19 protein-coding genes and 1 pseudogene are annotated in these 15014 nt (G+C 63.0%); 13 read left to right on the forward strand and 7 right to left on the reverse strand.

Going from position 1 to position 15014, the window contains the following annotated elements:
* Nucleotides 1–5: 5 nt before the first annotated feature.
* The 10 genes from AC0L26_RS28240 to AC0L26_RS28285 all read left to right on the forward strand — a co-directional run bounded on the left by AC0L26_RS28240 (nucleotide 6) and on the right by AC0L26_RS28285 (nucleotide 6451).
* Nucleotides 6–140: a hypothetical protein gene (locus AC0L26_RS28240; protein WP_473635524.1), complete on the forward strand. Its 135-nt coding sequence runs from the start codon at nucleotides 6–8 to the stop codon at nucleotides 138–140.
* Nucleotides 137–592, forward strand: a complete 456-nt coding sequence (locus AC0L26_RS28245) for a c-type cytochrome (RefSeq protein ID WP_473635525.1) — start codon at nucleotides 137–139, stop codon at nucleotides 590–592. Before AC0L26_RS28240 ends, AC0L26_RS28245 begins: the two co-directional genes overlap by 4 nt.
* Nucleotides 589–1134 (forward strand): TlpA family protein disulfide reductase, encoded by a 546-nt coding sequence (locus AC0L26_RS28250; RefSeq protein ID WP_473635526.1) that lies wholly within the window; start codon nucleotides 589–591, stop codon nucleotides 1132–1134. The genes AC0L26_RS28245 and AC0L26_RS28250 overlap by 4 nt, the downstream gene beginning before the upstream one ends.
* Nucleotides 1135–1157: 23 nt before the next feature.
* Entirely contained in the window at nucleotides 1158–1775 is a 618-nt protein-coding gene (locus AC0L26_RS28255; RefSeq protein WP_473635527.1) for an SCO family protein, read from the forward strand.
* Between the two features lie 225 nt (nucleotides 1776–2000).
* Nucleotides 2001–3128, forward strand: coding sequence for a multicopper oxidase domain-containing protein (locus tag AC0L26_RS28260; RefSeq protein WP_473635528.1), 1128 nt, complete (start codon nucleotides 2001–2003; stop codon nucleotides 3126–3128).
* Nucleotides 3125–4336, forward strand: a complete 1212-nt coding sequence (locus AC0L26_RS28265; protein ID WP_473635529.1) for a ZIP family metal transporter — start codon at nucleotides 3125–3127, stop codon at nucleotides 4334–4336. Before AC0L26_RS28260 ends, AC0L26_RS28265 begins: the two co-directional genes overlap by 4 nt.
* A 101-nt stretch (nucleotides 4337–4437) precedes the next feature.
* Nucleotides 4438–4695 (forward strand): LysR substrate-binding domain-containing protein, encoded by a 258-nt coding sequence (locus AC0L26_RS28270; protein WP_473635531.1) that lies wholly within the window; start codon nucleotides 4438–4440, stop codon nucleotides 4693–4695.
* Between the two features lie 360 nt (nucleotides 4696–5055).
* On the forward strand, nucleotides 5056–5289 hold the full coding sequence (locus tag AC0L26_RS28275; protein WP_473635532.1) for a hypothetical protein: 234 nt from the start codon (nucleotides 5056–5058) through the stop codon (nucleotides 5287–5289).
* A gap of 371 nt (nucleotides 5290–5660) precedes the next feature.
* Nucleotides 5661–5900 (forward strand): DUF982 domain-containing protein, encoded by a 240-nt coding sequence (locus AC0L26_RS28280; protein ID WP_473635583.1) that lies wholly within the window; start codon nucleotides 5661–5663, stop codon nucleotides 5898–5900.
* A gap of 362 nt (nucleotides 5901–6262) precedes the next feature.
* Entirely contained in the window at nucleotides 6263–6451 is a 189-nt protein-coding gene (locus AC0L26_RS28285) for a DUF982 domain-containing protein (RefSeq protein WP_473635533.1), read from the forward strand.
* Between the two features lie 146 nt (nucleotides 6452–6597).
* Here the strand turns inward: AC0L26_RS28285 and AC0L26_RS28290 are convergent.
* Nucleotides 6598–7068, reverse strand: a pseudogene (locus tag AC0L26_RS28290) (DNA cytosine methyltransferase); the annotation flags it as partial.
* 328 nt (nucleotides 7069–7396) lie between these two features.
* On the opposite strand from AC0L26_RS28290, the gene AC0L26_RS28295 reads away from it, so the two are divergent.
* Nucleotides 7397–7705 carry a hypothetical protein gene (locus AC0L26_RS28295; RefSeq protein ID WP_473635534.1) on the forward strand — a complete coding sequence of 103 codons (309 nt, stop codon included), beginning with the start codon at nucleotides 7397–7399 and terminating at the stop codon, nucleotides 7703–7705.
* Nucleotides 7706–7949: 244 nt separating this feature from the next.
* Here the strand turns inward: AC0L26_RS28295 and AC0L26_RS28300 are convergent, their stop codons facing one another.
* On the reverse strand, nucleotides 7950–8825 hold the full coding sequence (locus AC0L26_RS28300; protein ID WP_473635535.1) for an NmrA family NAD(P)-binding protein: 876 nt from the start codon (nucleotides 8823–8825) through the stop codon (nucleotides 7950–7952).
* A gap of 90 nt (nucleotides 8826–8915) precedes the next feature.
* Between AC0L26_RS28300 and AC0L26_RS28305 the strand changes: the two genes are divergently transcribed.
* Nucleotides 8916–9863: a LysR family transcriptional regulator gene (locus AC0L26_RS28305; RefSeq protein ID WP_473635584.1), complete on the forward strand. Its 948-nt coding sequence runs from the start codon at nucleotides 8916–8918 to the stop codon at nucleotides 9861–9863.
* Between the two features lie 396 nt (nucleotides 9864–10259).
* Entirely contained in the window at nucleotides 10260–10481 is a 222-nt protein-coding gene (locus tag AC0L26_RS28310; protein WP_352937911.1) for a hypothetical protein, read from the forward strand.
* Nucleotides 10482–10500: 19 nt separating this feature from the next.
* On the opposite strand, the gene AC0L26_RS28315 is transcribed toward AC0L26_RS28310, so the two are convergent.
* Genes AC0L26_RS28315 through AC0L26_RS28335 form a run of 5 tightly spaced genes read right to left on the reverse strand, consistent with a single transcriptional unit; the run spans nucleotide 10501 to nucleotide 14931 of the window.
* Nucleotides 10501–11127 (reverse strand): NAD(P)H-dependent oxidoreductase, encoded by a 627-nt coding sequence (locus tag AC0L26_RS28315; protein ID WP_473635536.1) that lies wholly within the window; start codon nucleotides 11125–11127, stop codon nucleotides 10501–10503.
* On the reverse strand, nucleotides 11124–11555 hold the full coding sequence (locus tag AC0L26_RS28320; RefSeq protein ID WP_473635537.1) for a nuclear transport factor 2 family protein: 432 nt from the start codon (nucleotides 11553–11555) through the stop codon (nucleotides 11124–11126). Before AC0L26_RS28320 ends, AC0L26_RS28315 begins: the two co-directional genes overlap by 4 nt.
* Nucleotides 11552–12379 (reverse strand): energy-coupling factor transporter transmembrane component T family protein, encoded by an 828-nt coding sequence (locus AC0L26_RS28325; RefSeq protein WP_473635538.1) that lies wholly within the window; start codon nucleotides 12377–12379, stop codon nucleotides 11552–11554. The genes AC0L26_RS28320 and AC0L26_RS28325 overlap by 4 nt, the downstream gene beginning before the upstream one ends.
* Nucleotides 12380–14155: an ABC transporter ATP-binding protein gene (locus tag AC0L26_RS28330; protein ID WP_473635539.1), complete on the reverse strand. Its 1776-nt coding sequence runs from the start codon at nucleotides 14153–14155 to the stop codon at nucleotides 12380–12382.
* Nucleotides 14155–14931 (reverse strand): ECF transporter S component, encoded by a 777-nt coding sequence (locus AC0L26_RS28335; RefSeq protein ID WP_473635540.1) that lies wholly within the window; start codon nucleotides 14929–14931, stop codon nucleotides 14155–14157. The genes AC0L26_RS28330 and AC0L26_RS28335 overlap by 1 nt, the downstream gene beginning before the upstream one ends.
* Nucleotides 14932–15014: the final 83 nt, after the last annotated feature.

Genomic DNA, 15014 nt, shown 5'->3' on the forward strand with positions numbered 1-15014 from the left:
CAACGATGGACGGCGGAATGATGGAAGGCATGGGCGGCATGATGCTGGGCATGAGTGTGGGCTTGCTCCTGCTCGTCGTTGCCCTCATTCTCGTGGCCGCGGCCTTGGTGAAGTACCTGTTCTTCAGCGGCCGCAAATGAGCAGGCAGGCTGTTATCCTCGGCTTCGCGGCGCTCTTGGGGGTTGCCGCCCTCACCTTGATCTGGTCGTTCGGAACAAGCTCGGGCGAGGCCGCGGCAATCGCGCGGGGACGGCAGCTCTATTCCGCGAACTGCGCCTCCTGCCACGGGGCCAGCCTCGAAGGCCAGTCTGACTGGAAGAGAACGCTGCCGTCGGGACGCCTGCCCGCCCCGCCGCACGATGCGTCCGGGCACACCTGGCACCACCCGGACGGGGTGCTGTTCCGGATCACCAAAGAGGGTCCAGCCGCCGTGGTGGGCAACGGGTACGCTAGCGACATGCCGGGATTCGAGGACACTTTGAACGACGAGAAAATCCGCGCCGTTCTCGCCTTCATCAAGAGCACATGGCCGGAGCGGGAGCGCGCCTACCAGTCGGAGATGAGCCGCCGCGAGCAGGAGAAGACGCAGTGAAGACGATCCTGTCGGCGCTAGTACTTGCCGTCCTTGTGGCCACGGGCAACGCGCACGCGCAGCAACCGACAGTGATGCCGCTGCACGAGGAGCCGCAGCCCTTGCCTGAGCTCATCTTCGCCGACGAGTCGGGACAGCTGCAATCTCTCGAAGATTGGCGCGGCAAGATAGTGCTGCTCAACGTCTGGGCGACCTGGTGTGCGCCCTGCCGGGCCGAAATGCCCACGCTCGACCGCCTTCAGGAGCGGCTCGGCGGCGAGGGATTCGATGTCGTCGCCCTTTCGGTGGACCGAGCGGGAGCCGGCGCAGTCCGGAAGTTCTTCGACGAGATCGGGGGCAAACTCCCCGTCTTCATCGACCAGAACGGGACCGCGATCCGCACATTGGGACTGTTCGGTCTGCCGGCCACGCTTCTGATCGGCCCGGACGGAAACGAGCTCGCGCGGCTCGCCGGACCCGCCGAATGGGACACCCCCGAGATGGTTTCCTTCTTCGAAGGGATCATCGTACGAGAACTCGACCAAACCGGAGAACGGAGATGAACCGAAGAACACTTTTCGCCGCGATGGCCCTCACGCCCGTCCTCGCGCTTCCCGCATATGCCCATCATCCGGGCGCCGATCTCGACAGGCTGATGGGCAGCGAGGAAAAGTATTTCCAGGCGATCGACGCTCCCGCAGCGCCGGGATTCGATCTCGCCGACGACGAAGGCAATCCGGTCCGCCTCTCGGATTTCGCGGACAAGGTCGTTGTGCTCAATTTCGTGTTCGCGAGCTGCACCGACGTCTGCCCGTTGCACTCCGACCTGATCGCCCGCGTCCAGGCCATGGTCAACGAAACGCCCATGAAGGACCTGGTGCAGTTCCTGACGGTGACGACAGACCCGAAGTCAGACACGCGCGAAGTCATGAAGGGATATGGCGAAGCGCACGGGCTGGACCGACGCAACTGGACCTTCCTGACCACCCGCGAAGGGCAGGCGGAGGACGCGACGCGCAAGCTGTCTGAGCAATACAACGTCCGTTTCGATCCGCTCGAAGGCGGCCAGCAAATGCACGGGGTGGTCACGCACGTGATCGACCGCCGCGGGCGCTTCGCGGCCAAGTTCCACGGTCTCAGGTTCGATCCGCTCAATCTGGTCATGTACGTCAATGGGCTGACGAACAGTGTGAATCGCCCGTGACCAATTGACTTGATCCAGGACTAGTTGAAGAACAACACGGCAACGGCGCACGGATCGCTCATGAGCCGCCGCGCCAGCGGGGCTGGGACAGGATCCCTGCTTTTCGACATCTCCGATCACCACCTGATGCCGCTTCGCTCCGCCCTTTCAGGCGTCGCTCCGATTGCGAAACAGTCCATTTGGTGCTAATGCAAATAATTCTCATTTGCATTTGTGGTGGCGATCATGTCCGAAGTCAGCGCTTGGTTCCGCGAAAAGATCAGCAGGCGTGGGCTGCTGTGGGGCGGCTTGGCGGCGGCCGGAGGCTCGGCGATAGCGGGAACGGCGGCTGGCCAATCGGTCCATTCCGGCCATGGGGCAGCGTCAGCCGCGGGCGCTGCACCGCCTCCAGCGCATTTGGCCGCCCACGGATCGATGATCACAGTCGGAGACGTGGACAATGAGCGCAACGGTTTCGATCCATCCCGGATGGTGACGGACTGGGAAACGGGATCGGTGTCGACGCTTCCCGACGGACGAATCCTTCGGACTTTCGAGATCGAGGCGGTCGACAAGGAAATCGAAATCGCGCCGGGCATCATGTTCCCGGCCTGGACCTACAACGGACGCGTTCCCGGGCCTGCGCTCAGGGCGACCGAAGGCGAGCACCTGCGGATCGTCTTCCGCAACTCCGGCTCGCATCCCCACTCCATGCACTTCCACGGCATCCACGCCGCAAGGATGGACGGCGTCCCCGGTGCAGGATTGATCGGTCCGGGAGAAGAATTCGTCTATGAGTTCGATGCCAGGCCGTTCGGCTGCCATCTCTATCACTGCCACGCGCTGCCCCTGAAGCGGCACATTCACAAAGGCATGTACGGACTGTTCGTCATCGACCCGGATCCGGCCCGCCATCCGGAGCTTGCCGATGTTGCCCGTTCCCGCTTGCTCGGCACGCCCGAGAACGCCGAGTGGCAGGAATTCGCCATGGTGATGAACGGCTTCGACACCAACTTCGACAACGGGAACGAAGTCTATGCGGTGAATACCGTCGCACATGCGTACATGAAGCGGCCGATCACGATCGTCCGTGACCGCCCAGTCCGCATCTATCTGGCCAATGTCGTCGAGTTCGATCCCATCAACTCGTTCCACTTGCACGCTAACTTCTTCGACTATTTCGAACAGGGGACGACGCTCACACCGACCTTGAGGACGGTCGACTTGATCACTCAGGTGCAGGCGCAGCGCGGCATCCTCGAGTTTACCTACAAGGATCACGAGACCGGTCTCTACATGTTCCACCCGCATCAGTCGGAGTTCACCGAACTCGGCTGGACGGGCATGTTCGACGTGGTGGAGGCGGTCGCATGAACGAGGTCTCGCACATCGCCGCCGCCGATCCGACCGCTCCCGTCGACTCCGGAAAATCGCGCGCCGCTTTGCTGTGGCTGATCCTGCCGCTGGCCGCCCTCGGCCTGGCGATCACCTGGCTGCTGGTCTCTGACCCGCTCAGAAACTTCGGGAGCGGCGCTCCGCCTGTGGAAAGCCTGACTTTCGAGCGGACGATCCTTTCGTCCGACGGCATCCGCGTCCTCGTCCGCGCCGGCGGCTCGGAGCCGATGACGATCGCCCAAGTGCAGGTTGACGACGCATACTGGCAGTTCACGCAGGAACCCGCAGGACCGCTCGCCCGCGGCGCCACGGCATGGATCCACCTGCCCTTTCCCTGGGTTCTGGGGGAGGCGCATGCCATCAACATTGTCACCGATACCGGGGCGACGTTCGAACATGAGATTGCAGTCGCTGTGCCGACCCCGACACGGGGCGCAGGGATGCTTGCTTCCCAGGCGCTGCTCGGTGTCTTAGTCGGCCTCGTTCCGGTCGCGATCGGAATGCTGTTTTATCCGGCGCTGCGCGGAGTCGGCCGAAACGGCATGAATTTCCTGCTCGCCCTGACTGTCGGCCTGCTGGCGTTCCTGTTAGTCGACGCCACGGCTGAAGCTTTCGAACTGGCCGCCGAGTCCGCCGCAATATTCCAGGGACAGGCGATGGTCGTCCTCGCAGCCGCTGCGAGTTTCCTCCTGCTGATGGCGGCCGGCCGCCGGGACGGAGTGCCGACCGGACTTGCGCTCGCCACCTTCATCGCGCTTGGAATCGGCCTGCACAATCTTGGCGAGGGACTGGCCATCGGCGCTGCGTTCGCGGCGGGCGCGGCCGGATTGGGCACTTTCCTGGTGTTGGGCTTTATGCTGCACAACATCACCGAAGGCATCGGCATTTCCGCGCCGATGCTGAAGAAGCGCCCGCCTCTGTGGGCCTTCGTTGGCTTGGCGCTTCTGGCGGGCGGTCCCGCCGTCATCGGACTTTGGATCGGAAGCTTGGCCTATGCGCCGCAGTGGTCGGCGCTGGCTCTCGCGGTCGGAGCGGGAGCCATTCTGCAGGTCGTCGTCGAGGTCACTGCGTACCTGATGAGGTCGGACGGGAGAGGTCCTGCGGCGCTTACAGCGCCAGCCACGATGGCGGGATTGGCCGCAGGCGTTTCGTTCATGTATGTGACCGCTATGCTCGTCAAAGTCTGATCTGCCGCGGCGGCTACCCGCCGCACCCACAGTGAGACAACGCCGGATCTGGTCATTGTGCCTATCTTTTCACTGGCGACCCCTCCAGCCCAGGAGCCGCATTGCGTTCGCGGTCACCAGGACCGTCGCGCGAGGCGGCCGTCGCGGGCCAGGGCATCGCACTTGCCAGCCGCTTTCTTGTCGCGGCTGACCTCGCCGCCGGCCGGCTGGTCCAGTCTCTTGGCGTGGAGATGCGCGGCACGCAGGATTTCTACGTCGTGGTTCCACGCAAGCAGCGGCACCCCGAGCCGACGCAAGCCGTTCGGCAATGGCTGTTGAACGAGGGGGATAAGGCACCGCTGAACGTCAGGCGGGGCTAACGGAAAGGAGCCGATCGGAGCCACCGTTAGTGCCTGTGTTCTCGGTGGCTATGTTCGTGGGGATGATCCGTATCCGCGCTCGTGTAATGCGCAAGATCAGATGGCATCAGCCGCCTAATCCTGGGAAAAGCTGATAATTGCCGGGAAGAGCCGCCAGAAGCCCGGAAAACAAGGCATTGAGCGGGAACGGGCGAGGACAGAAAGCCGGGTAGCCAGAAGGCGACCGCGCAACTTCACTTGGCACCAAAAGGGCATCGGCCCGGGACGCGCAGGGGGCAGTCTAATACTACGAGGCGATAGTCGTCGCCCAAGCGGACTGCTAGGCTGCGGAACCCCGGAATAGATGCGGAGTTGTAGGACATGGAAGAGAGCCAAATGCAGGACATTGCCAACACTCTCATGCGCGTCGTCGAGCCGGACATGAGCCCCAAACAACTGATCAAGGCCGTCAGGAGCCGGCACCCTAAGGCGTCCAAAAAGGATATCGCGCGGGCAGCCTTCTTTTCGATCATAGCGAACGCTGAAGAGGATTACGGCAAGACAAGAAACCTCCAGGCATTCGCTATCGCAGAGCGCGTCGACGACACCCAGTAATCTGCCAGTTCCGAAAGTCACCTGTTCCTTCGCTGGAACAGTTGCTTCAGACGATAGTTTGGACTTTGCAGCATTCTCGTAGACAAATCCTGTCCGATCGGATTGCCGATCAGCCAGCGTCCTTCCTCGCCGGGGGGCCGCTGGCTTTTTCGTTTACGGAACCGAAACGACCAAGGCTCTTCGGACGTCCCGTCCCTGCTCGTTGGCGCCAAGCAGGGGTGTTCAGCCCCGGCGGCATCGGGCATCGGCGCTCTAAATTCACGATGATGATGCAACCACCGCCATGTCTTCGCGTTTACCGCCTTCGATCCTGGCGAGCGACAAAAATGACGGCGTTTATTCCTACTACAATTTACCTGAATCACAGGCCGATGGTGGTCGCCTCGATAGCAGCCGCTGCTAAGGCGCTTCAGCAACCATGGCCATCCATGGACAAACCGTCCCGACTTGAAGCAATCCGAATGATCGAGGAATGCCTGGCCGGACATTGCAGTCACCAAGCTGCCTACGCCGCCTTCGAGGCAGCCGCATCTGAACAGGGCCTCCTTGAAAGAAAGCCGCATAGCGTGGGTCTCAAGAGACTTGACCGGGTAGCTGAAGATCTGATGTGAGGTCATTCCCATTCTCCCATCATCCGAACAAGGCGGGCTGCGCCGGCGGAGCCGCGCTCGGCGAGGCGAGTTGGGAGAGTGCGAATCGCATAGCTTGCTCGGCCTCGGTGGCGTCGGGCAATGGGCTTTGGATTCGCCGGGATGCGGCGTTCATAGCGGCACCTCTTGAAAAGAATTTGTGTCGGGCACAAATTTTTCCGCGGCCGCGTAGCGGTCATTCATCGAAACCTAGGCCGGAGTGCCGGCCCAAGAGCCAAGGAGGTCACTATGCTTGCGAAGCCGTTCGAAAAGCCTGTCCGTGTGTGGGTCGGACTTGGTTTTCCTCGGCAACTCAACACTGCGTTGATGCCTATCAGTTCGCAGTGGAATGGTGCGGAAACAGCCCAGAACAGAAAGCCGCAATTCGCGCCTGTAAGGCCGCGCTGACCGGCGATATCGATGCCGAGACCGCGCGCAGCGAGTTCGTCGCCTTCGCGCGAAAGAAAGACATCCTGTTCGAGGATGGAGACATCCCGCCGGTCAGCATCAAGGCGCACCCGAGTCACGTCTGATTGGGTGTACGGTGAGGAGGCCGTGGGGCGGCCTCCCTGAACTCCACCTCGTCCGGAGACCTGCGCTTCGGGGCGGCGTCCGCCATCAAGGCGTCGCCGTAGTCAGCGGCGTTCAACTTCCGCCATTCAGGATCGAAGCCGAGTCAACGGATCGTCTCAATCCAAGCATGGAAATACTCGCCCTTGCGCGATTTGATCGGCTTGCCCGTGCGATGGGCGACCGGACCCCAGCCGACGAACTCCCACACGTTTTCGATGATGATGCGCTTCACCCGAAGCTCGGTCAGCCATGTGATGATGTGCTGGGGATCGGAACGCTGCTGATCCGACTTCGGCTTGCCACCGCGCGCAACACTGTGGTGCGTGCACGTCGGCGAGGCCATCAGGAGGTCAAGGTATCCCTCCGGCACCAGCAGATGCGGGCGAACAGTGGCGATGTCCCGCACAAAGTGCCGGGCTTCGGGGTGATTGAGGGTGTGTGTTTCAATGGCCGTCGGCCAGTGATTGACGCAGACGAGTTCCATCTTGAGACCGAGTTCGGCTAGGGCGCGCTGGCACCCGGTCGACGACCCGCCCGCTCCACACAAGAGGTCGGCCACCAACAATTTGCGCTTCATGCCGCCCTCCCCTTGGAAAGCCCGAGTGTGCTAGACTTTCCTGAGGGGTGGAGGGCTCCAAAATGGTCGATTGGTGCAACGACAGATGCGATCTGGTCGAACTGGCGTCGTTCGGGCTTGCTGCATTGTCCCTTTTTGTTTTGTGGCAAACCCTGCGACACATGCGGATCTCGTCTGAGAAGCAGAGCCGGGCCTATGTTGCTATCAAACGTGGTCGCATTGTCAGATTACCCCGCCACAAGCGGGATCCGATACTTCGGTCCTGGTTTTCCTGATCGAGCTCGAAAATGTTGGCCAGACACCCGCTCATCGATTGACTGCTGACGCGATGATCTTCGTGGCAGTGGAACCGAATGCCAAAGCTTGGCGGATTATCACAATTGATTTCGCCGAGGAATCTCTCGGCCCGTCGCACATGCGCGAACTCGAAAATGAGGTGACGCCTAGGACTTGGCAGAGACTGCAGGACGAATTGAAGGCAATGCCCGAAGGCAAGCTTTTCTTCTTCGGCCGATGCGAATATCTCGACGTCTTCGGCAAGCGGCACTTCACTGACTTCTGCCTTCAGCCTCCTGACAGTTGGAAATCCGGCGAGTGTGAGTTGCTGATGTCGAACAGTGGAAATAGTGCCGATTGAACATGGCATGGTTGCCATCATGCTGCCCTCGCCCTCGTCATTTTGAACCGCGGACAGGCCCCGCCTGGGCTGACTTGAGCAGCTGATTTCCGCCGGGAGCGCAGTAGAGGCAGACCAAATCCTTCAGCGTTTTGACCGGCTGAGTTAGTGCCAAGTGCAGTTGCGTGGAGGTGCCAAGTGATTTTGCGCGCTACAGCTCGCCAATCTTATATTCGCCGCCGCGAACGCCTCACGATGAGAATGCTCAAGCGTCAGCGCGCAGCTGCGTGACCATACGCTCGACCGCGGCTGTCAGCGATGTCGCGCCACGCCAGTGCTCGGTACCGGCCTGGCGCGCGAAGCGGCCGTTTGCAATGCCTTCGTACATGCCGAGCAGGGCGGCGATAACCTCCGTGGAGAGCCCCGCCTCGGCCAGGACCGCTTCGCGCTGTTCCGGCGGCACGAGCACCGGCTCGACTGGACGGCCGAGCACTTTCGCAAAGGCAGCCGCCACATCGCTGGCGCTCCAGTCCTCGGGTCCGGCCAGTTCCACGATGCGCGTTCCAACCCAGTTCTGGGACATGAGCCGGGCGGCGGCGCGCCCGACATCGGCCGTGCTCACCATGGGAATTTTCCGGTCGGGTTCCAGAAACGATGGGAGCACGCCTTCCGAGACGCAGACCCCAGCGACTTCCGACCAGGTTTCGACAAAATAGCCCGAGCGCAGAAAGGCCGTGGCCGGCGCGGTGCCGGCTAGCATCGCCTCGATCTGATGCAAGGTGGCGATGATCCCGGTGCCCGTTTCATGCTGCGCGCCGATCGACGACAGGATAACGCTCCTGGACAGATCGGCACGACGGACCGCCTGGGCAAGTGCCGCGCCGATCTCCGCTGTCCGCCCAAACGGATCGCCGGCGACCGGCGGAGGGTTGAGGAGAAACGCCGCCGTTGCGCCTTTCAAGGCAGCGGCAACCTGCTCTGCGTTGTCGAGGCTGGCGACGGCGACTTCGGCGCCGAGCCCCGCCCACGCTTTGCCCTGCTCCGGACGGCGCACGACCACGCGCACGGGCTCGCCGCCCGCCATCAGCGCACGAGCCGTTTCGCCGCCGGCCCGCCCATTTGCTCCAAAAACCACATGCATGATCTGTACTCCTTGATGTTCGCGATTGATGAGAGCCCAAGACTACGGAATGGCTAAGTATGCGACAAATGCATGTGCTATATAGTCGACATGCACCAAGTGAATTTACGTCGCGTCGACCTGAACCTGCTGGTGGTGCTCGAGGCGCTGCTTGACGAAAGAAGCGTCACGCGGGCCGCCGTCCGTCTGAATATGAGCCAGCCGGCGGTGAGCCGTGCGCTGTCGCGGCTACGAAAGCTGTTCGGGGACGCCCTTCTGGTGGAAGGGCGCACAGGTTACATGCTCACTGCCCGAGCCGAAGGGATTCGGCCGGCGTTGCGCAGCACACTGGCCGACATCGCTACGATGCTCGGGGCGAACCCGTTCGACCCGGCAACGGCAACCGGTCATGTGCGGCTGCTGATGATGGATCTTGAGACTGCCGCGTTGGCGCCTCATCTGCTTGCTCGTCTCGCCGTCGAGGCGCCGGCGCTCGACCTGGACGTTCTGCCGCCCAGCGCAACGGCAATCGAAGCACTGGAAGAGGATGCCGTGGATGCGCTCGTCGGCGTTATCGACGATGCGCCCGCGGGCATCCGCCGGCGCGGTCTTTATCAAGACCATTTTGTCACGCTGATGCGCGCCGGGCATCCCGCAGCGGCCCAAGAGCTGACGCTCGACCGATATCTGGAATTGGGTCATATCGTGGTGAGCGTCACCGGCGTCGGACCGGCGTTCGTCGACGTGGCGCTCGCTGGTGTGGGCCGCCGACGACGGGTGAGCGTGCGCGTGCCGAGCTTCCTTGCGGCAGTGGAAATCGCTGCCCGCTCCGACCTGATCATGACGCTGCCGTCGAGCCTGGCACAGATGGTGGGGGGCCGTTTTGTCTCGCTGCCCCCGCCGCTCGATCTTGGCAGCTTCACGATGAGCCTTCTCTGGCACGCGCGCCGCCAGGACGAGCCTCGGCACGTCTGGTTGCGGCATGCCATCGCCGCCGTCGCAACGGCGCTGAGCGCGTCCATCGCCAAAGGCAGCGTCCGTTCGCAGCCTGCTCCTTGACGAGTGGCGGGCAGTGCCCCGGACAAGTTTGTCCCGAATGGATCAAGCGCCTGATACAGGCTCGGTGGTCTCGAGGATGGAGAAGGTTCCTTCCATGTCGGGCTCCTCGCCCGAACAGACGCACAGCACTTCGGCGTCGCCCTCCCAACCGACAGATAGGCGTGACCCATGGTGGAATCGATATAGATGCATGTTGCGCGGGCAGCGTTTCGAGATGGCCCGCCTGCCTGCCGGGTCGACCCCGCCGTATTATTTCGTGACCGCGTTGCGCTGGAACCTTCCCTCGCACCACGCGTTCGGGGCGCTGTATTCGCCATGCCTCATATTTAGGCAAAACGGGCAACAGGCGAATACCGGTGGGGAGGCAAAAGCATGGGTTGGGGAGGAGCAGTCGTTATGTCGAACCGTGAAATCGGAACGTCCCACACATTGAACCGGCGCGTCGCTGACCTTAGGGCCAGGATGCAGAGCGCCCGGATCTCCGGGCATGAGATAAAAACCTTTCAGAAGGTCGCCGCCGTCATAGGAGGAGGAGAAGGCGCCCTGCGGCTCGATGCCGACGACCTGATTGCCGCATCTTTCGTTGTCGAGATGCTGGACGATTCCAGGCCGAATTGACGATCATAGACCTTGGCAATCAGCCGGGCACCATGTCGGAGGCCACGGAGACGGCGCGTCCAAGGCTGGCGACCGCTTTTCTGACGCGCTGCAAATGCGCCTGGCGCTCGGCCACGGAGACTGTGTCCATCCGGTAGAGCGCCAGGAATTTGGTCGAGCACAGCGGATGGCAGACGGAGCGGAAGCCGCGCAGCAAGGTGCGCCGGCCGGGCTGGCCCATGATCCACGACATCAGCGGCGTCGCGCCGCATGTCGTCATCACCAGCACCTGGCGTATGTGCCGCAATTTGGGACGCGGACCGCGCTGCGCCGTCGGCATCTCGAAGGCGAAACCCGGCACCAGCACCCGCTCCAGCCAGCCCTTCAGCATCGCCGGCAGGCCGTACCACCAGGTCGGATAGATGAAGATCACCGCCTGCGCCCAGCGCAGCTCCTGCGCCCGGTCATGCACCGGTTCGAGATTGGCGGCATTGTCGTGATACCCGCGCCATTCGTCGGCGCGCATGACCGGATCGAATCCGGTCGCGTAAAGGTCGAGGAGATGAACCTCATGGCCGCGGTCGGCAAGTGTCTCCAGCACTGTGTCGCGTACAGCCCCGTTGAAGCTGTCGGCGCAGGGATGGCAATAGACGACGAGGACTTTCATGCTGTGCTCTGGGGGCTGTGGTGATCCTCCACGGCGCTTGCCGTGTCGAAATATTCGCGCCACGACAGGATGCGCCTGTCGCCGTCGAGATCGATGAGGATGGCATCCCAGGTCAAGCTGCGGGCGCCGTCGCGCCGTCGCGTCACTTCCCATAGCCATTCCAGCGCCACCCGCCTGCCGTCGGCGGAGGCAAAGGCCGAGGTGACGGTCACGGAGAGATCGCCATAGTCGCGATGGAAGTCGGCGATAGTGCGCGCCAACCTCTCGTAGGGAATCCGGTTGCCTGGCGCCGTCAGCACCCCGTCGGGATGCCAGTCGGCGGCAGCGGCCGAAAAGTCGCCGGATTTCCACGCATCCGCCTGGCGTTCGAGCATGCCAAGTGTGGCGGCATCGCAATCGACCTTGGCATCGGGAGCCAATATGGTCACAGCACGGAACCTCCCAGTCCAAAGACGAGTCGGCCGGCCAGCGCCCCGCAAAAGACGGCGAAGCAGGCGCCGATCACCAGCTTCTCGCCGACCGACAGCTTTTCACGCGCCGGGTGCAAGCTGGTGCGGTCGGCCGAGCCGTTGAAGGCTTTCGCCTGCAGCGCGATTTCCATGAGTTGCGCCTTGGTCAGCGAGATCATGATCAGCGGCACCAGCATGCGGCCGAGCGCGATCAGCTTGCGCAGCATGCCGATGCTGTCGATGTCGATGCCGCGCAGCCGCTGCGCCTCCTTGATGCCCTCCAGCTCCTGGAGCAGCAGCGGCACGAAGCGGAACGTCGTCGAAAACAGGAACGCTATGCGATAGGGAACGCCGACGCGCACCAGCCCGAGCACGATGTCGTTGGGCTCGCTGGTCATGAACACCAACTGAAATGCCAGCATCGGGATCAGCACGCGGCAGCACACCACCAGGCCGAACAGTAGGCCTTCGACATAGAAGATGTTCAGCGAACCGAAGAGCGGCACGCCGGGCGGCACAGTGAACACCGGCGTCTTGCCGAACGGGCTCCACAGGCCCTGGATCACCGTGATCAGCACCAGCGCCGGCAACACGATCAGAGTGAGCTTGCGGATGGTGGCGGCGGTGATGCCGGCCGAAAACATCAGCCCGACGATGACGGCGAGGAACGCTGCCTGCAGCAGGATGCTGTTCCAAACGAAGATCAGCGTGCTGGCGAGCAGAAGCAGTGCGAACTTCACCCGCATGTCGGCTCGTGCGATGGTGGTTTCGGCGGACAGATGCTGGAGTGCGTAGCTGACCATCTAGGCGACCTCCAGCCGGGCGCCGAGCATCGCCGCCAGATCGTCCGGACCAAGCGGACGAGCGGCGGCAAGGGCGGGTACATGCCCGGCGAAGCGCACCGTCTGCGGCGGCACGAGACCAGCGGCTTCCATCGCGTCGCCGTCGTAAAAGACATCGCGCAGCGCGCCGTCGCGGACGATTTTGCCACCATCCATCACGACGAGGCGGTCGACGAAGCCTGGCAGCAGATAGAGATGATGGGTGATGAGCACGACCGTCTTGCCCATCCCGTTCAAGGCCTGCAGCATTTCAAGGATGGCCAGCGATCCGCGCCAGTCCTGGCCGGTCGTCGGTTCGTCGAAGATCAGTATCTCAGGTTCGAGCGCCAGCACGGCGGCGATGACGACGCGCAGCCGGTCGCCGCGGCTGAGCGACATCGGATGCTGATCGGTGGCCCAGCCAAGCTCCATCGCCGCAAGCGAGCGGGCAACGGCGGCATCGATGTCCGCCTTCGGGCGCTTCATCATCGACAGCGCGAAGCCGACTTCCTTGGCCACCGTATCGCAGAAGACCTGGGCATGCGCATTCTGCGAGACATAGCCGATGCGCTGCGCGAGATCGCTGACGTTGAGCGCAGCAATGTCGTCGCCGGCGACGCGCACGGTGCCCGACGACGGCGACAGCAGATGCAGGAAATGCCGCACCAGCGTGGATTTGCCGCTGCCATTGCGGCCGACAATGCCGAGGAATTCGCCATGGGCAACCGTCAGATCGACGCCGCGCAGCGCCTGCGTGCCATCGGGATAGATATGGGTCAGGCCCTCCACCGCCAGCGCAGTCCCGACCTTGGAGACATCGCTCCGCGTCTCCACCGGGGCGGCTGAGAGAGAGATCGTCAACGGATTTGCCTTGATCGCTGCCTTGGCCGCGGCCAGCGTCACCGGCCGCGCCGCGGGTGGGCTATGGCCACGCGCGGGCGCATTGCGGGCAAGCACCTCGAAGCTGCGCACGATGTCCGGCGGGCGCACGCGATGTTCGGCAAGCATCCCGGTGGCGGCAAAGACGGTCTCAGGCGGTCCCTCGGCCGCGATCCTGCCCGCGGAAATGAGCAGGATACGATCGGCGATTTCTGCCAGTTCCTCGCTGGCGTGGCTGGTGATGACGACGGTCAGGCCGTTCTCGCGGTTCAATCGCCGCAGTATGGCGAAGACTTCCGCTGCGGCGATCGGATCAAGCTGCGAGGTCGGTTCGTCGAGCACGATGATGTCGGATGACAGTGCCAGCGCCGCGGCAATCGACAGCCGCTGCTTTTGGCCGCCCGACAGGTTCGCTGGATGCCTGGTCTCCTGCCCGGTGAGACCTACTGCCTCCAGCGCCTCGCCGACGCGCCGGGCGATTTCCGGCGTCGGTATTTTGAGGTTCTCCAGCGCGAAGGCGACTTCGCCTTCAACCGTGGTCGCGGTGATCTGCGTTTCGGGATCCTCGAACACCATGCCGACCAACTGCGCCAGCCGGCTGGTCGGCGTCTCGATCGCATCGAGGCCGGCGATGTGGACGCTGCCAAAGAATTCGCCGCCGAAGAACTGCGGCACGATCCCGTTCAGCGCCAGACAGAACGTCGTCTTGCCGGCGCCGGTCGGGCCGATCACGCCGACGATCTCGCCGCGGCCGATCGTCAGGTTGATCTTGTCCAGTGCCGGGCGATTGGCGCCAGGATAGCGGTAGCTGACAGTGTCGAAGCGGATGAGCGGACTATCGGTCCGCTCATCCTCACCCGATGAATTGATCGGTGGCATCAGTAACCCGCCAGCTTCGCCTTTGCGATGGGAGACCGGCGAATGGCGGCGATGAGCGCGAAGGCGACCACCGCTCCAACGGCGGTGAAGACGACGCGTTCCGCGAAGATGATGAAGATCAGCGGCGGCCACACTTCGGCCGGCCACGGATTGGTGGCGAAGGACGGCACCCAGTTGAGCTGGATGCCCGCTGTCGAGCCGAAGAAGAACACGACGAAATAGGCGCAATAGAGCGACAGGCTCGCCGTGCCGTTGCGGATCTGGTCGATCGCCCAGTTCCTGATCTGCGGAATGGCGATCAGGATCAGCGCCACATCGACCGTGAAGACGTTGCTCAGCCACAGCCAGAAACCGATGCCGAAGGACAGCGATTGATAGAGGTAGATCAGGTTTGCGGCGAGCGTGACGATCCAGGGCACATACCAGAGCGAGCGGTTTGGATACATGACCATGCCGACGGCAAAGGCGCTCATGGCGCCCATCAGCGGACTCCAGGGTCCGAGGTTGGTGTAAGGCGCGATGACATTGCCGACGACGATGCCGATGACCGAAGCGATCGGTCCAGCGATCGGCCCGAGCAGCAGGCCGAGCAGCGGATGGATGACGTCGTGCAGCGGCCACCCTCCCCCCATGCCGCCGACCACGATCGAGGCCGGGATGAAGGCAAGCACGGCGACAAGTGCCGCCAGGATGGCCGTATAGGATACGGGCGCGCCTCCGATCGAGACACCACCTGTCGTGACCAGACTGCGAGGTTGCGGAGCATCGGCTGTCATTGTTGTTCCCCTTTGTTTGAGCAGCGTTTTCGCTGGTCGCAACGCGTCGCCTGCGCGGCGTTGCTCTCTTTTTATGCAAGTCG

The sequence above is a fragment of the Mesorhizobium sp. WSM4823 genome, assembly GCF_055811195.1.

Excerpts from the sequence above, each read along its gene's own strand:
- AC0L26_RS28240 (WP_473635524.1), top strand. The coding sequence starts at position 6 with ATGGACGGCGGAATGATGGAAGGCATGGGCGGCATGATGCTGGGCATG.
- AC0L26_RS28245 (WP_473635525.1), top strand. The coding sequence starts at position 137 with ATGAGCAGGCAGGCTGTTATCCTCGGCTTCGCGGCGCTCTTGGGGGTT.
- AC0L26_RS28255 (WP_473635527.1), top strand. The coding sequence starts at position 1,158 with ATGGCCCTCACGCCCGTCCTCGCGCTTCCCGCATATGCCCATCATCCG.
- AC0L26_RS28260 (WP_473635528.1), top strand. The coding sequence starts at position 2,001 with ATGTCCGAAGTCAGCGCTTGGTTCCGCGAAAAGATCAGCAGGCGTGGG.
- AC0L26_RS28265 (WP_473635529.1), top strand. The coding sequence starts at position 3,125 with ATGAACGAGGTCTCGCACATCGCCGCCGCCGATCCGACCGCTCCCGTC.
- AC0L26_RS28275 (WP_473635532.1), top strand. The coding sequence starts at position 5,056 with ATGGAAGAGAGCCAAATGCAGGACATTGCCAACACTCTCATGCGCGTC.
- AC0L26_RS28280 (WP_473635583.1), top strand. The coding sequence starts at position 5,661 with ATGGTGGTCGCCTCGATAGCAGCCGCTGCTAAGGCGCTTCAGCAACCA.
- AC0L26_RS28295 (WP_473635534.1), top strand. The coding sequence starts at position 7,397 with ATGATCTTCGTGGCAGTGGAACCGAATGCCAAAGCTTGGCGGATTATC.
- AC0L26_RS28300 (WP_473635535.1), bottom strand. The coding sequence starts at position 8,825 with ATGCATGTGGTTTTTGGAGCAAATGGGCGGGCCGGCGGCGAAACGGCT.
- AC0L26_RS28305 (WP_473635584.1), top strand. The coding sequence starts at position 8,916 with ATGCACCAAGTGAATTTACGTCGCGTCGACCTGAACCTGCTGGTGGTG.
- AC0L26_RS28310 (WP_352937911.1), top strand. The coding sequence starts at position 10,260 with ATGTCGAACCGTGAAATCGGAACGTCCCACACATTGAACCGGCGCGTC.
- AC0L26_RS28315 (WP_473635536.1), bottom strand. The coding sequence starts at position 11,127 with ATGAAAGTCCTCGTCGTCTATTGCCATCCCTGCGCCGACAGCTTCAAC.
- AC0L26_RS28325 (WP_473635538.1), bottom strand. The coding sequence starts at position 12,379 with ATGGTCAGCTACGCACTCCAGCATCTGTCCGCCGAAACCACCATCGCA.
- AC0L26_RS28330 (WP_473635539.1), bottom strand. The coding sequence starts at position 14,155 with ATGCCACCGATCAATTCATCGGGTGAGGATGAGCGGACCGATAGTCCG.
- AC0L26_RS28335 (WP_473635540.1), bottom strand. The coding sequence starts at position 14,931 with ATGACAGCCGATGCTCCGCAACCTCGCAGTCTGGTCACGACAGGTGGT.